The following is a 15,731-nucleotide window of genomic DNA, read 5'->3' on the forward strand; positions in this document are numbered from 1 at the left end:
AAATAAAACATTCGATGGCAGAATCGGGGAGCGAAAGGTTCTCGTAACGAGAAGGGGCACCTCCGGTACAACTATGTCGGCATTTCTCGATGCTGCCCGCGGAATCGACGCGGCGCGTGCTCCGATCTGGATCATGCGTCAAGCGGGGCGCTATCTTCCAGAATATCGCGAGATCAAACGGGGCTCGTCGTTTCTCGAGATGACTCGCGATCCGGCGATCGCGGCAGAAATTACGCTGCAGCCGCTAAAGCGTTTCGAACTCGACGCGGCCATCGTGTTCAGCGACATCATGACGCCGCTCGAAGCGCTCGGAATCGACGTCCGCTTCGATCCGGGTCCGAAATTAGCGGAGCCCGTGCGCACCGCAGCGGCGGTGGACGCGCTACGCCGTACCGGGCCGCCGGCGCCGTTCGTCGGTGAAGCGCTGCGCCTAGTGCGCCGCGCACTGTCGCCCGAGAAGGCACTCATCGGCTTCGCCGGCGCACCGTTGACGTTGGCGGCCTACGTCGTTCAGGGCGGCGGCAGCAAAGATTTCGAGGCGTTCCGCGCGCTGCTGCATGCCGACCCGCAGACGCTGCACCGGTTGCTGGATATGCTTACCGAATTGACGATCGAGTATCTGCAGATGCAAGTTGCATCCGGAGCGGATGCGATTCAACTATTCGATAGTTGGGCTGGTTTGCACGACGACGCGACGTTTCGTACCTTCGGCCTGCCGTATGCGGCGCGCATCATGCGCGCGCTCGAATCGACCGGCGTCGCGCGCATCTATTTCGCGCTGGGCGCATCGCATTTGCTCGACGCCGTCGCCGAAATACCGTCGGAGATCGCGGGCGTGGATTGGCGAACCGGATTACGCGACGCTCGCAGCCGGCTACAGCGTACCGTGCAAGGCAATCTCGATCCGGCGGTGTTGTTCGCCGATCGCGAAACGATCGTCGCGCGTACGCGTGCCGTGCTCGACGACGGGCGCGGCGGCCCGCACGTGTTCAATCTCGGCCACGGTATCTGGCCCGAGACGCCGATCGACGCGGTACAGCTGATGATCGATACCGTGCGCGGATACGACCGGTCGTGAGCGTCGCGCCGCACGATGCACGCGAACGCGTCGCGGAGTTCCTTGCGGACGCGCAAACGCTCGCCTGCGAAAGGTTCGCGGCGCTCGAACCTAGCGCGACATTTGCGATCGACGAATGGGAAAACCCAGTCGGGGGAAAGCTCGCCGGCTCCGGATCGACGCGGACGATCGCAGGTGGTGCGACGTTTGAGAAGGGCGGCGCGAACACGTCGATCGTGACCGGCGGCGAGTTGCCGCCGAGCGTGGTCGCTCAACGCCCCGAACTGCAGGGACACGAATTTTTTGCAGCCGGCATCAGCATCGTGATGCACCCGTGCAATCCGTTCGTGCCGGCCGCACATTGCAACGTCCGCTATTTCGAAACGCGCGCGAAGGACGGCTCGAGCGGCGCGTGGTGGTTCGGCGGCGGTGCCGATTTAACGCCCTACTATCCCGACCTCGGGGACGTGCGCCTATTTCATTCTAAGCTAAAATTGGCGTGCGACCACAACGACGAGCGGTATTATCCGATGTTTAAGGCATGGTGCGATCGATACTTCCGGTTGTCGCACCGCAACGAGGCGCGCGGCGTCGGTGGCATTTTTTATGACTATCTCGACGAACGCGGCTTTGGTGCGGCCGGCTCGCGAACGACGTTCGAGCAGCCGCTCGCGTTCGACGATGGTTTTGCATTGATGCGGGACGTCGCCGAAGCGTTCGTCTCTGCGTATACGGCGATCGTCGCAAAACGCAAGGAAGAGCCGTACGGCGACCGCGAGCGAGCGTTTCAAACCCTACGACGCGGGCGATACGTCGAGTTCAACTTGTTGTACGATCGCGGGACGCTGTTCGGCTTGCAGAGCGGCGGGCGCACCGAATCGATCTTGATGTCGTTGCCGCCCGAGGTTCGCTGGGCCTACGACGAACGTCCGGAGCCGGGGAGCCGCGAAGCCGAACTGGCACCCTTCCTGCAGCCACGCGATTGGCTTTCGGCGAATCCGTTCGAGACATGAGTTCGAACCCGATTCTGTTGGTCAATCTCGGCTCGCCGGCGTCGACCGAGACCGGCGACGTGCGCCGCTATCTCGACGAGTTCTTAATGGATCCGTACGTGATCGACGTGCCGTTTCCGATCCGCGCGTTGATCGTGCGCGGGTTTATTCTTCCTCGCCGTCCGGCCGCATCGGCCGAAGCGTATCGAAAAATTTGGACCGAAGACGGGTCGCCGCTGGTCGTCATTTCGGAGCGCACGCGCGCCGCATTGGAAGAGCGTACGAAGATTCCGGTCGGATTGGCGATGCGCTATGCCGAGCCGTCGATCGACTCCGGCATCGATGCGTTGCTGGCGCGCTGCGGCAGCGTCGACTCGCTGACCGTCGTTCCGTTGTATCCGCAGTACGCGATGGCGTCGACCAAGACCGTCGAAGAAGCGGTCGATATCGCGCTGCGCCGGCGCGGGATTCCGTATCGGTTCGTGCCGCCGTTTTTCGACGATCCCGGCTATCTCGACGCGATGCAAGCGCGCATCGCTCCCGCCATCGGCGACGCGCAGTACGTGTTGTTCAGTTATCACGGCATTCCAAAACGGCATCTGCGAAAGATCGATCCCACCGGAAAGCACTGTTTGGGGTCGCCGGACTGTTGCGATGTCGCATCGGCAGCGCACGCGACGTGTTATCGGCATCAATGTATGACGACGACTCGCTTGCTGGCCGAGCGATTGAACCTCGAGCCCGGCGGTTACGGGTTGTCGTATCAATCGCGCTTGGGCGGCGGATGGCTGCGTCCCTACACGGATTTCGAACTGGCCGAACTTCCGGCGCGCGGTGTCCAGCGCATCGCGGTTGTTTGCCCGGCGTTCGTCGCCGATTGTCTGGAAACGCTCGAAGAGATCGATATGCGTGGACGCGACTCGTTTATCGGCGCCGGCGGCACGTCGTTTACGTACGTGCCGTGTCTCAACGACGATCCGCAATGGATCGACGCCTTGGCGCGATTGTGCGCCGAATCCCACACGTCAACGCAATGAAGATCGCCGTCATCGGCGGCGGTCCGGCGGGCTTGAGTGCGGCCTGGCGCTTGCGCGAACGGCACGACGTGACGGTGTTCGAAGCCGCCGAACGTGCCGGCGGTGCCGTGCGTTCGCAGCGCATCGGCGACTACGTTTTCGATTGGGGACCGAACGGTTTCTTGAGCGGCGCTGCCGGCCTATCGCGGTTAGTGCGCGACGCCGGATTAGACGGCGATGCCGTTCCGGCGGTCGCCGCATCCAAACGCTACGTGTACTGGAACCGGCGATTGCACGACGTACCGCTCAAACCACCGCACGTTCTATCGACGCGCTTGGTGACGCCGCTCGGCAAATTGTCGGCGTTGCGCGATGTGTTCGCCCGTCCGGCAGCGGATGGCGAAGACGAAACCGTCGACCGGTTTTTCGCACGGCACTTTGGGCCGCAAGCGGCCGAACGGATCGTCGCGCCGGCGCTGCTCGGCATCACCGGCGGGGACTCCAAGCGCATCAGCGTCGCCGCGTTGTTTCCACGCGTTGTGGAGATGGAGCGCGCGCATGGCTCGTTGCTGCGGGCCGCGATGCGCGCCGGTCGCGCAACGCCGGGCGTGTTGACGAGCTTTCCCGGTGGGATGCAAACGCTGAGTGACGCTCTGGCCACCGGACTCGGAACGCAACTGCGCACCTGTGCGGCGGTGGCGCAGATCATCCGCGACGGCACGGGCTGGCGCGTTCGCTTGAATGACGGAGAAGAGGGCGGGTTCGACGAGGTGATGTTGGCGACGCCGGCATATGCGGCGGCGGCGACCGTCGAGCAGTTCGATCCGGAATTGGCCGGCTTGCTGCGTGAAATCGAATACGTGCCGATGCGCGTGGCCGGCATCGCGTTTCGCCGTGCCGACGTGCCGAACGCGCTCGACGGATTCGGATTCTTAGCGGCGCGAGGCCAGGGCGTGCGAATCCTCGGCGCGCTGTACACGTCGTCGTTATTTCCGGCGCAGGCCCCGCCGGACGTTGCGTATCTGCGCGTCTTTCTCGGTGGAGGGGTAGACCCGCAGGCCGCACTGTGCGATCGCGACCAAGCAGAAACGATTGTGCGCGACGATCTACGTCGCGTGCTCGGCATCCAAGCCGCGCCGGTCGCGTGGCACGACGTCGTGTGGCCGCGCGCGATCCCGCAATACGCGGTGGGTCACGTCGCTCGCGTTCGTGCTGTCGAAGCGCGCGCCGCGGCTGCGGGCGGATTGTCGTTGATCGGAAATGCGTATCGCGGCGTCGGTATAACCGACGTCGTACGGGATGCGTTCGTCACGGCCGAACGCCTAGGTTGAGGCCGTCGAGCTAGGCGGTTTTTTGATGCATCGTTGCGATCAACGCGGAACGCGAACGTACCCCGAAGATCGAACGCACCCTGGCCGCGTGATTCTTCACCGTTTCCGGCGAGATCCCGAGCGACTCGGCAATGACCTTATCCGACAGTCCTTCACACAGTAGATCGAAGACTCTGCGCTGGGCGCGGGTCATCGAACTCAAGCGCGTGTCGTCGAGTGCGGCGGCGCGTTGTTTGATATCGCGCGCGACCGAACTCTCGGAGAACCCGGATACCACTTCGCCGGCACGCTGCAGCCACGTGCGATCGTCGGTGATCGAGTGCAGCAGCATCGCGGCGGCGGCGGCCCGCCATCCGTACTGGATGGATTCGAATGTGAAGTAGGCTTCGCGTAGCAACTCGATCGCATCGAAGCGGCGCCCGGCCGCGGCGTACACGCCGCCGCGCACGTAGTTTTCCATCGCCTTCAGGCGGCGGTCGTGCGCCAGGGCCAGCCGCTTGGCCAGCGGTGCGGTGATCTCGTCGTACAGCGTCAGCAATCGCTGCGCGCCTTCGAGATCGTCATCGACCGTCAGCTCGATCAGGTTGAGGAGCGCGATGCGCTCTTCAGACGTACATTGCCAGTCCATCGCGAGCGCATTCTTGACCGCATGGCGCAACATCGCTTCCGCGCTGCACTGCTGTCCGGCCATGCGTGCGAGGTAGGCTTGGTCGGCATAACACGCCGTGATCCAACGCTGCGACGGGGCGAGGTCGCGCGATGCATACGCATACTCGAGCGCCCGTTCGTGCGATCCGCGCAGGGCATTGGCCCATGCCAGACCGCGAAGCGTCAGGAAGCGTTCGGTGTTGAGGTCGTCCGTCCACGGCAACGTCTCGGCCATCCGCTCGGCAAACGCATAGGCCTCGGGCGCCGCGATTTCACGGATCAGATGCGTCAGAGCCTGAGTGGCGTGCGCCAAAAGTACGACGTCGCGGGCTTCGGGGTGCTCCAACACGTGCTTGCAGGCGCGCTCGAGCAGGACCACCTGGTCGGAATAGCGCTCTTCGGCGCCGGCCAACCACGACGATGCGTAGAGCCAGGAACCGTAGAGTGTGGGTTCGCTTTCGACCTCGACGGAAGATAACGCCGTTTCCATAGACTCGATGGAACCTTGCGACCAGCCGATCAGAAAGCGCGCGTACGCGATCTCAAATTGGACCGTAAGGGGCAATTCTCGCGGCCGCACCTGGGCAAGTACTCTGCGGGCCATCTCGGTCGAGCCGGCGAGAGAATGGCATACCGACTCGAGGGCGCGCAGAAGCGCGTCCTCGTCACTCGTGGTCGGTTGAAGCTCGACGACTTCGTCGAGGGCCTGCTCGTACTTGCCAAGCCGCATCAGCGCGCGCACACGCAAAATGCGATCTGTCATAACAGACGAACGTTCCGTCGCCTCTAGACAGTCGGTGAGGCGACCTTCGCTATACAGTTCGCGCGGTTCCAAACGAAATTACTCCCTGCTTGATAATGGCGAAACGCCATGATCGATGCGACGAGGTTCGTTCAGTGGGCCTTGCACTTCATACTAAACGATACCTCTCGACGAAACCTCAGGAAAATCAAAGTTCCGTTAAGAGAAACGTCGAGAGGCCGGGAATCGTTAGCGTTTAGCGATCGGGATCGGTCCCCCCGGCGTATCGTTCGGCGTTACGCGCGACTGCGACGCAGCGGTGAGCGGAATAGGCCCTCCGGGCGTGTCGGCCGGCTGCATAATTGCTGCCTTAATGGGGATGGGTCCACCTGGCGTATCGGTGGGGTGAACGATGGCGAAGAGGAATGCAAGCAGAAAATCCATGATGGTTCTTGTGGGTCCTTTTGTCGGAAGTACGAGCGAGTGTAGTAAAAAGGTACTATAAATGGACTCGGGGACCTGCTTGGCGGGTCCCCGGAGTTTGCGGAAATGTAGGCGGTCGCTTCCTTATATTGCAACCGCCGGACCTCAACGGGGGGCTCGGCTCTATCGTAAAGCGAGCGGGCGAGCGGCGGCGGTGAGGTAATAGCCGTTCTCGCCGGGCGATTCGCGCCTCACTCGGTTAACGATCAAACCGAGCAAGTTGTCGATGCCGATGCTCTTCACGTAGGAGATGACCTCGCGTGTCGAGCGGCTGCCGGTGGTATCGGCCGAGACGACCAGTACCGTGCCGTCGACTTTGTCGGCCAGCAGGGCCGCATCCACCACCGGCAGCACGGCCGGCAGATCGACGATCACCACGCGGTATCCGCGCTCCTCGGCTTCCTTGAGCACGGCCTTGAAGTCCGATGTTTGTAGCAGATGGGCCGGCGAACTCACCGGGATTCCGCTCGTGATCACGTCGAGATTGGGGGTCGAAGTGGCCTTGACGCTCTCGGCAAACTTGGCTTTGCCGCCGAGCAGGTCGGCAAGACCTAGCTCGTTCTCGACGTGCAGCAGCTTGTGGAGCGACGGACGGCGCAGGTCGCCGTCGATCAACAGAACCGGTCCCTCGAACTCGGCCAGGGTACGGCCCATGTTGACCGCCACGGTGCTCTTGCCGTCGCCGGCACCCGGGCTGGTGAACGCGATCGAACGGGCGCCGCGGCCGTTGGAGCACTGCAGCGTCCGGACGATTTGCAGCAGCGATTCGAAGGCCATCGCCTCCAGCGTCGGCCGCGACTGCTGATCGGACCACGAGAGGTCGGGGATGTAACCGAGGATGTGGCGGCCGAAGCTGGCGCGCAGCTCCTCCTCGCCACGCGGGCGGCGGTCGAGCCACTCGAGCAGTGCGACCAGCGAACCGCCCAGGATGAGGCTAACGATAAAGCCGATCGCCAGGGTCATCACGCGGCTGGGCTTCGCGACGGCATCGTCGGGAGAGGCTTGTTGCGTGATCGTGACGTCGCCGATCGCAGTGCTCTTGGCGACCAGCGCGTCGCTCATGCGCTGTTGCAGCGCGTCGTACACGGCTTCGGCTTGTTTGGCATCGCGCTGTAACGCCGAGAAGCGCAACGTGTCGTCGGGCAGCGACTTGGTTTGTGCCAGCAGTTGTTTGCGCTGGATGCCGAGCTCCGTCAGACCGGCATCGTCAGCAGCGAGCTGCGTGCGGTAGTTGGCCTCAGCCTGCGAAAGTTGCTGGTAGATCGGATTGGGGACGGTGCTGGTTCCGGCTACGATTGTCGCCGGCTGCTGCGCAATCTCTTGCAGCAAGCGCGCGTGCTGGGCTTCGAGGCTCACGACCAGCGGATAGCGTTCGGTGTAGGTTCGGCGTGCCGCGCCGAGTTGCGTCTCGACGTCGGCCAACTGCGTGCGCAGCTGCTGCACGACGGGATTGGGCGCCTGCGATTCCGAGCCGGCCGTCGTGGCCTGCATGCTCGCCATTTGCGTGTCGTCGGCCTTGAGCTGCGCGCTTTGTTGGCGGCGATCCAGCATCAGCTGGCCGATACGTGCTTCGACGGAGTTCAGCGAGGCAAGCGTCGCCGTCGCCTGCGCGCCGATATCGGCGGCATGGTGACTCTTTTCGAACTGAACCATCGCCGCTTCGGCGGTTTTCTGACGGCGGGCGGCGTCGGGCATTTCCTTCGTAAGGAACTGCAGGGCGGAGTCGGCTTGCGAGGTGATCAGGCTGCGTTCGCGATCGACGAACGCGTTGGCGAAACCGTTGGCGATCTGCGCCGACATTTGCGGCGACGACCACGTGGCCGAGATGCGGATCATCGACGTGTTGTTGATCGGTTCGGCCTTGATGTGGTTCAACAGCTCTCGCGGGGTCATGTTCAGGTTGAGCGAATCGATGACCGAACGTGCGACCGGCGATTCCGTGAGCAGCTCGGCGTACGTTTCGCCCGATTGCACGCCCGAGACCACCATCAATGCGTTGAGAATCGGAAGATTCGTTGCCGAGTCCGCGGTCTGCGTGGGCTGCTTGGCCATGCCGACGATGATGCCGGCATCCGTGGTGTACGTTTTCTTCGTTGTGATCGTGAAGAGCAGCAACAACGCCAGCATGGAGCCCATCGCGATTGCGAAGACCTTCCAGCGACGCCGCGCCACCGCGGCAACCTCGTTCATCAACGCCGATGCGTTGTTGGAGTGCGACGCCTTGAGCGACGTCGTCAGGGCGGTACGGTAAATGTCAGCCATGGTTAGAATCCTACGATCATGCGAAGAATGTTGAAGACGTTGCCGGGATTGGTTCCGGGCTTTCTCGCTTGCGGAACGTACACGACGTCGCCGTTTTGCAAGCGCGGATCCGACGCCAGCTGCCCGTGCTGCAAGGCGTCGTACAGGTTGATTTCCTGCGACGTCGTGCCGGTCGGTGTGGTCCGCGTGACATAGATGTGATTGAGGTCGGCCTGCGCGTTCACGCTGTTACCGGCTTTGGCGATCGCGACGCTGAGCCGGTCGCCTTCGTGCATCTGGACGTCCCCGGGATGGTCGACGGCGCCGACGACTTCGATTGCGAAGGTCGAGCGCGATTGTACGTACACCACCGCGTTATCCGACAACGCGAGATCCTCGCTGTCGTCGCCTTGGCGCAGGAGCTTTTCGAGCGAGATCGTTTGCACGGCGTCGTTGGGGTTCTGCACGCGTGCGATCGGAAGCGGTCCGACCAGCGACGTGTCCAGTCCGCCGGCAGCCGCCAGAGCGTCGGACAGCTTACCACTGGAACGCAGCAGGTATTTGCCGGGCGTCTTGACGTCGCCGAGCATCAGCACGCTGATCTGTCCTTGGGTCGTTACTTCGACGGTGACCATCGGCTTACGGATGTACGAGGCGAGTTTATGCGACAGCATCTGCTCCGACGCCGAGGTGGTGAGCCCACCGAAATGGACGCGTCCAACCAGCGGCAGATCGGCCGAACCGTCGGGAAGAACGGTGACGGTTTGCGTTAACGTAGATTCTCCGTAGACCGCTACGGCGAGTTGATCGCCGGGATGGATCACGTACGTGCTCGGACTCGCGGCGAACGCGGCCGCTTGTGCGGCGGCGAAGGCGATGACGAACGCGGCAGTTCCTATCAGACGACGCATGAAGGACTCCTTATGCATTTGCAAAGTTCTCCTCAGTACTGACCGAGGGTACCGTCGTGACGTCCGCGCTGCACCGTGCGCGCGAAGACCCACAACGAAAGGGGAAGCAAAACGGCCGTCAAGCCGACCATCCACAACACTTCGAGGCGCAGGCTCCACAGCGAAGCGCCGTAGATCGCTCCGCGAAAACCGTTGAGCGCGTGCGTGATCGGCAGCATCCAGCCAATGCCCTGGACCACGAGCGGCAGTTTGGTCAACGGCAAGTATACTCCGCCGAACAAACTGGTTGCGCTGTTCACCGCGAACGCCAGCGGCTGCGTCTTTTTGAATACCATGGTCGCAGCCGCTGCTAAGACGCCGAGCGGCGAGACCGCGGCGATCGTCAGCAGAACGAACACGATCCCGGTGAGCCAGTTCATGTGATGCAGGTTGAGACCGAAGCACATCGCCAGCAAGAAATACGCAACGACGCGAGCCAGCGTCAGCGAGAACGACCACAGGCCGGTGCCCAGCGCGATCAGCGCCAGCGGCGTCGGCGTTGCGAGCATCGCCTCCAGCGTGCCGGTGGTCTGTCCCTCGCGAATCGATTCGGCGAAACTCAGGATCGCGTTGTTTTGAAACGTCACGAACGCGAAGCTCACGACCAGATACGTAAAGTAGCTGCCGGTCTGCCCGTTCGCGCCGAACGACGACGACGGTGCGACGATCATCGACAGGTAATACGCGATGGTTACTTCGACCGCGATCGCCACCCATTGCGAATGGAAGTAGGCCGGATACGAGATGGCCATTTTCAAATCGCGGGTAAAGATCGCGCCGAGCCTCGTGAACGCGATGCCGCCGAACGGCGACCTGGAGCGAACGTTAGTTGCCATGAGTAATCGCCTTGAAGAGTTCGATCGGCGACTGATCGACGACCGAGAAGGAACGCATGCGCTCGCGGGCGCCGCCCGTGAGGCGCATCAAATCGTTGAGCGAGCCGTCCTCGACGGCATCCAGCTCGAGCACCGTCGTTCCGTTCACGTGCGTGGTGGTAACGAAGTGCCCGTTGGCTTGTAAGTCGGCAGTAATGCCGTGCGCGGCTCCTTCGAACTCGATACGGTAGCGCGTCGCGCGCCTGACGGGATCGAGCTCCGAGGGCGGTCCGATGGCCACGATCGTTCCGTGGTTGACGATCGCGACGCGGGTGCAAATCGCCCACGCTTCTTCCAAAATGTTGGTCGCCAGGATCACGGTTTTGCCATCGCGCTTAACTAAATCGTCGCGAATCATTCGGCGAAGTTCGTCGGAGTGAATCGGATCGATGGCGCGCGTCGGTTCGTCGAAAAACAAAATCGGCGGCTCGGCCAGCAGCGCGCGCGCGACGATCAAGCGTTGCCGCATGCCGGTCGAGAACGTACCGAAACGCCGGTCGATCGCTTCGGATAATCCGACTTGCTCGAGCGTTTCGGCGATGCGGCGTTGCAAGAGTTTTCCTTGCAGGCCGGCCAGCGCGCCGAAGAACTTGAGATTTTCGCGCGCCGACAGGCGGAAGTAGAAGCTGCGATCGTCGCTCGTACAAAAACCGATCAGCTTGCGGGCGTCGGCCGCGCGGCGCGCGATGTCGAGGCCTTCGACCTCGATGGAACCGCCGTCGGGCAACGTCAGCGTAGCCATCATCTTGAGCAGCGTGGTCTTGCCGACGCCGTTCGGCCCGAGCAATCCCAACAGTTCGCCGCGCCGCACGTTCAAGTTGACGTCGTGCAGCACTTGGCGAAACTTCTTGGGGGCGCCGGGCAGCAAATCGCGCACGCTGTTGGCGAGCGGGAAGCTTTTTCCGACGTTGCGGACGGCGATCGAAACGCCGTCAGTTCGTTGCGACATGAAACCTCGAATATAGAGCGGCATGTTGGCGCGCGGTCCAACGAATGTCGAAGCGGCTGCGCGCCGCGGCGTAGGCCGCGTCCACCGCACGCATCGACGACACGCGATCTTCCAGCCAGTCGCCCAATGCGATGGCGACGTCGGCTGGTTCGTAACTTGGAGCGATGCAGCCGAAGGCGCCGTCCTCGAGCAGTTCGGATGCGCCGTTCCAGGGGGTCGACACGATCGCCAGCCCCGAGTACATCGCTTCCAGAATCGTGAGCGGCATCGCTTCGTTGAGCGACGTCACGAGCAACGCATCGCAGCGGCGCATCAGATCGTCGACATCGTCGCGATATCCCAAGAACCGGATCGAGTCCGCAACCCCCAGCGAAATCGCCAGATGACGGAGCTGCTCTTCGTCTTCGCCGGCACCCACGAAGGCCAACACGTAGCGATGGTTGGGACGGCGATGCCGCAGTTCGGCCAGCGCGCGAACCGCGAGCTGTTGATTCTTAACCTTCGCTAACCGGCCGACTTGCACGATCAGCTTGGAGCCTTCGGGCACCGGCGGATCGATTTTGGCCAGTGCGCGGCGCGAGCGCCGCACCGGGCGCGGAACGCCGTTCGGAATCACGACCACACGATCGGCCGGAACCGCATCTTCAGCGACGAGCCGGCGTGCCAGGGTGTTGGAAAACGTTACCACCGCGTCGGTAGAGTGGTGCAGCGCGGTGTTCACCGCGCGTTGGATCGGACGGCCTTCGAAGCTGCTATCGTGCTCGGTGTGCACGATGCTCCGAACGCCGGCCAAACGGGCGGCCAGACGGCCCCAAATCTTTCCGTGATAGCCGTGCGTGTGCACGACCGCCGGCTTGCACTCGCGGATCACGCGAACCATTCGCCACAAGAAACCGATGTCGTAGCGCGACTTCCGCGCCACCGTAAGCACTGGAATACGTCCAAAATCCGTCGAGTCGCTCTTGATGGTCATTACCGCAACCGGAACGCCGAGCTGATCGAGTTCTTTGGCCAGCGAAAGAACGAAATGTTCGGTGCCGTAATTCTGCGATCCACAGATCACGTGCATGACCGACCCCGATCTACTAAGCGGCATACAAGCCGGTAACCTCATCGACCCAGCGGCGCAGTCCGAAGCGCGCGCGGGCCGGCGCGGTTTCATCGTAGCGTTGAAAAGCGGCGCTTCCTAACGCGTTGCGAATCTGCAACGGTTCGTTGGGCACCAAGGTGGCTCGGACGCCTGCGCGTACGACCTCTGCGAGCGCGGGGATGTCGCTGGCGACGATCGGCAATCCGGTCGAAAACGCCTCGAGCATCGTGAACGGCGTCCCTTCGCGGCGGCTCGGCATTGCGAGCACGTCGGACGCCCAATACAGCGGCGCGCTATCGCTTGCGAACGGCACGTTAACGGTGCGCACGCGTTTGGAAAATTCGGCCGTCGCTTCGTCGGACATTCCGACACCGAGCAGCGTGATCGACGGTTTCTGATCGAACGCGCGCCACAGCAGATCGGCGCCTTTGACGTCGACGTCGCGGCCAAAGAAGAGCACGACGCGTTCGCGTTCCGAAATGCCGAACTGGGCGCGCGCCGCCAGGCGTTCTTCGTTCGTAGGCGGCGCAAAGTGTTGCGTATCGACGGCGTTGCGAATCAACGCGATACGATCGCGCTCGATTCCGAGATCTGCCATCGCCTCGCCCAGGCTGTCGGAAACGACGACGAACTTATGCACGCCCGAACCGAACCAGCGATACTTGGCGACCTGGCGCAAGCGTCGGACCGTGCCGCCACCTTCGCGCATAGCGCTGTGCAGGTGCCAAATCACTCGCGTTCCCCGTAGATACCCGGCTAACGTCGCGGGCAGCGACCAACCGACGAAGTGAACGTGAATCACGTCGGGTTGGGCCTTCCACAAGAAATCGAGCATTTCGCGCGGCGACCCCGCGGCCGCGAAACCATCCAGGGTTTTGCGGGCACGATCGTACCACACGGCGTTCGACACATTTTTGGAAACCAGCGAACAGCGGTCGGACGTGCGATGCAAATCGTCGGCGACGGCCAAAATCGACGGGACGAAACTTCCCGGCGCCGGATTTCCGTAATCGGCAACGTGCACGACGTGTTTCATGCGATCGCTCCGATCGTCTGCGCCAAGCCGCCCATGATCGTGTCGCGATCGAAATAGTCGCGCACGAACGTGCGTCCGGCGGCCGAGCGCGCCTCCATCGTTTCGCGCTCGTCGCAACACTTGACGACGCCGCGCGCCAACGCAACCGCGTCGTTCGGCTCGACGTGCAGGCCGGTCTGGCTCCGTGCCAGCAGCTCTACGGACTCGCCGCGTGCGCTGAGAATCATTGGACAGCCGATCGCCAGGGCGTCGAACATCTTCGACGGGATCGCGTCGGTCAAACCTTTGTGGAGCGGAACGATCGTGGCGTCCGCGAGCGCGAGTAGCTCCAGGCTCTCGCGCCGCGATATGACGCCCCGGAACTCGACGTTGTGCAAACCTTCGGTTTTGATGCGGGCTTGTAGCGTAGCGGCGTCCAACCCGCCGCCGGCCAGCACGAACCGAATGTCGTCGCGTTCGCGCAACAGCGCGGCCGCGTCGAGCAGCATGCCGAGTCCGGTCGCCAACCCCATGTTACCGGCGTAGGCGATAGTGAAGGGACGGCGTTGCGAACGTTCCGGGCGCGGCACGATGCCTTGCGAAAACGCGAAGCCATTGGGCGCGAGCAACACGCGTTCTTCCGGAACGCCGTGTTCGAGAATCGAGCGGCAAGCCGAAGGCGTCACCGCCACCACCAAAGCGGCGTGACGATACAGCATACCGACCCCGGCGCCGAGTGCGCGTACGATCGGGCCGCCGGCTTTCCAAACGCCTAAGCGCACGCCCATATCCGGAAACACGTCGCGAACGTCGATCACCAAACGGGCGCGATGGCGCCACGCGCCGAGCAGGGCCGGCAGCGCCATGGTGATCGGGGGCGACGAAACCACGACCGTGTCGAAGCGTTGACGAGAAAAGAGAATCGCGCGCGTCACGGCCAGCGACAGCGAGAGCCAACCGCGCGCGCGTCCGCCGCGCTCGCCGTTCTCGGCTACAAACGCGCGACGTCGCTCGATGCGCACTCCATCGGCGTACTCGGTGCAGCGTTCCCGTCCGCGATAGTCGGCGTGCACTTTGCCCCACGGGAAGCTCGGCATACCGGTGAACACCGTTACGCGATGCCCGCGGTCGGCGAGATTCTGCGCCAACGACGAAAGGCGATTGCTGGCCGCGCACGGCTCGGGTTCGTAGAACTGCGCGACGATCGCGATCGATTTGCGCGCGTCGAGCTTCATGCCGACCGCCGCAAGATGCCGCGCGCGATGTTCTTGGCGGTGAAGTATCCGTTGCGGCCGGCGTTGACCGCGGCTACGCGCAACGTACGCCGCGTAAGCGTTACGTGGTTGCTGAACCGCGTATCGGTCGCAAACGACTTCTTGTAGGTTTCCTCGCCGCGCGAAAGATCGTAAAACGCGAAGCCGGTTTCGATCGCGGTGCGGATGCTCAGCGCGACCAGGCTGCTGCCGGGCGAAACATGCGAATAGGCCGGATCGAAGCCCATCATGTAGGCCAGCAACGTCTTCGAATGACGATCGATGAACGAGCCTTGGCTCGCGACCGTGAGGTCGCCGATCTTGATCGAACCGATCAAGAAATTGCCGCTGGCGTAGCAGCGGCGGAACAGCTCGCCGAACATTTTCTCACGCTTGCTGTGGCTCTTCTTCCAGCGAGACGCGTTGAGAAAGAGGAGCCGGTCGATCGCAGCGTCCGCATCGTTGGCGCTCGCGATTTCCCAACGAAACCCCTCGAGTGTTTCCAGCTTGCGCATTTTGGCTTTCAGGGTGTGGCGCATGTGCCGCCCGCGGCTCTTCATGTACTCGTCCCACGTCGCGGGCAACGTGACGAAGGGGCAAGGCGACGGCTCGGTGGTTGTCGTGCGATACTTCATTTCGGGAAACTCGGCGATCATCGCCGCGATGCGATCGTCGGGCCAATCGTTGAGCGTGAAGTTATCCCACTTCAGGCTTTCGATGTAGCGAGCCAGTGCCGGCAGAACGCGGCTTTCGTATCCTTTGGCGAGCAGCATGCCGGTATAATCGGCGCGCGGTATTCCAGCCAGATACAGTTCTCGGTTGAGCGGCGGTCCAACGGCGGGGAAGCGCCCGTCGCCCAGCGGCAAGAACGCGACATAGGGTCCATCGCCATCGCGTACGCCGAGGACCATCCACTGGTTGCGCTCGGTCATGAGACACGCGTGCAGCCATTCCCACGACGTAAAGAAGTGTGCGTATTCGTCCTGCTGATGCAACTCAATCCAGCGAGATTTCAGCGATTCGAGTTGCGGGACGCTTGTTAATCGGTCGACCACCATCACGTGCAAATGATCCCATAGCACGCGAGCG

General features: G+C 62.8%; 14 protein-coding genes. 4 read left to right on the forward strand and 10 right to left on the reverse strand.

The features are described 5' to 3' along the window. The first annotated feature begins 73 nt into the window (after nt 1-73). The 4 genes from hemE to hemG are packed head-to-tail and all read left to right on the forward strand — an operon-like array spanning nt 74 to nt 4,396. The gene (hemE, locus tag VGF98_13615) at nt 74-1,078 is read left to right on the forward strand and encodes a uroporphyrinogen decarboxylase (GenBank protein ID HEY1682677.1); all 1,005 of its coding nucleotides are present in this window, start codon (nt 74-76) and stop codon (nt 1,076-1,078) included. Further along, nucleotides 1,075-2,070: an oxygen-dependent coproporphyrinogen oxidase gene (hemF, locus tag VGF98_13620; protein ID HEY1682678.1), complete on the forward strand. Its 996-nt coding sequence runs from the start codon at nt 1,075-1,077 to the stop codon at nt 2,068-2,070. Before hemE ends, hemF begins: the two co-directional genes overlap by 4 nt. After that, complete coding sequence (locus VGF98_13625) at nt 2,067-3,086, forward strand: ferrochelatase (GenBank protein HEY1682679.1); 1,020 nt, start codon at nt 2,067-2,069, stop codon at nt 3,084-3,086. Before hemF ends, VGF98_13625 begins: the two co-directional genes overlap by 4 nt. Continuing rightward, on the forward strand, nt 3,032-4,396 hold the full coding sequence (gene hemG / locus VGF98_13630; protein HEY1682680.1) for a protoporphyrinogen oxidase: 1,365 nt from the start codon (nt 3,032-3,034) through the stop codon (nt 4,394-4,396). Before VGF98_13625 ends, hemG begins: the two co-directional genes overlap by 55 nt. A 10-nt stretch (nt 4,397-4,406) precedes the next feature. Here the strand turns inward: hemG and VGF98_13635 are convergent, their stop codons facing one another. From VGF98_13635 to VGF98_13680, 10 genes are all read right to left on the reverse strand, one after another. Next, nucleotides 4,407-5,807: a LuxR C-terminal-related transcriptional regulator gene (locus tag VGF98_13635; protein ID HEY1682681.1), complete on the reverse strand. Its 1,401-nt coding sequence runs from the start codon at nt 5,805-5,807 to the stop codon at nt 4,407-4,409. A 228-nt stretch (nt 5,808-6,035) separates the two neighbouring features. Continuing rightward, on the reverse strand, nt 6,036-6,230 hold the full coding sequence (locus VGF98_13640; protein ID HEY1682682.1) for a hypothetical protein: 195 nt from the start codon (nt 6,228-6,230) through the stop codon (nt 6,036-6,038). A 162-nt stretch (nt 6,231-6,392) separates the two neighbouring features. Then, the gene (locus VGF98_13645; protein HEY1682683.1) at nt 6,393-8,531 is read right to left on the reverse strand and encodes a polysaccharide biosynthesis tyrosine autokinase; all 2,139 of its coding nucleotides are present in this window, start codon (nt 8,529-8,531) and stop codon (nt 6,393-6,395) included. A gap of 2 nt (nt 8,532-8,533) precedes the next feature. After that, nucleotides 8,534-9,421 (reverse strand): polysaccharide biosynthesis/export family protein, encoded by an 888-nt coding sequence (locus VGF98_13650; GenBank protein HEY1682684.1) that lies wholly within the window; start codon nt 9,419-9,421, stop codon nt 8,534-8,536. Between the two features lie 32 nt (nt 9,422-9,453). Continuing rightward, entirely contained in the window at nt 9,454-10,296 is an 843-nt protein-coding gene (locus tag VGF98_13655) for an ABC transporter permease (protein HEY1682685.1), read from the reverse strand. After that, a complete protein-coding gene (locus VGF98_13660; protein HEY1682686.1) occupies nt 10,286-11,284 on the reverse strand; it encodes an ABC transporter ATP-binding protein in 999 nt (332 codons plus the stop codon). The genes VGF98_13655 and VGF98_13660 overlap by 11 nt, the downstream gene beginning before the upstream one ends. Further along, entirely contained in the window at nt 11,268-12,353 is a 1,086-nt protein-coding gene (locus tag VGF98_13665) for a glycosyltransferase (protein HEY1682687.1), read from the reverse strand. Before VGF98_13665 ends, VGF98_13660 begins: the two co-directional genes overlap by 17 nt. A 16-nt stretch (nt 12,354-12,369) precedes the next feature. Next, nucleotides 12,370-13,410: a glycosyltransferase family 4 protein gene (locus VGF98_13670; GenBank protein HEY1682688.1), complete on the reverse strand. Its 1,041-nt coding sequence runs from the start codon at nt 13,408-13,410 to the stop codon at nt 12,370-12,372. Next, nucleotides 13,407-14,624: a glycosyltransferase family 4 protein gene (locus VGF98_13675; protein HEY1682689.1), complete on the reverse strand. Its 1,218-nt coding sequence runs from the start codon at nt 14,622-14,624 to the stop codon at nt 13,407-13,409. The genes VGF98_13670 and VGF98_13675 overlap by 4 nt, the downstream gene beginning before the upstream one ends. Beyond that, nucleotides 14,621-15,700, reverse strand: a complete 1,080-nt coding sequence (locus tag VGF98_13680; GenBank protein ID HEY1682690.1) for a GNAT family N-acetyltransferase — start codon at nt 15,698-15,700, stop codon at nt 14,621-14,623. The genes VGF98_13675 and VGF98_13680 overlap by 4 nt, the downstream gene beginning before the upstream one ends. Nucleotides 15,701-15,731: the final 31 nt, after the last annotated feature.

The sequence above is a fragment of the Candidatus Tumulicola sp. genome, assembly GCA_036490475.1.
GTDB lineage: Bacteria > Vulcanimicrobiota > Vulcanimicrobiia > Vulcanimicrobiales > Vulcanimicrobiaceae > Tumulicola.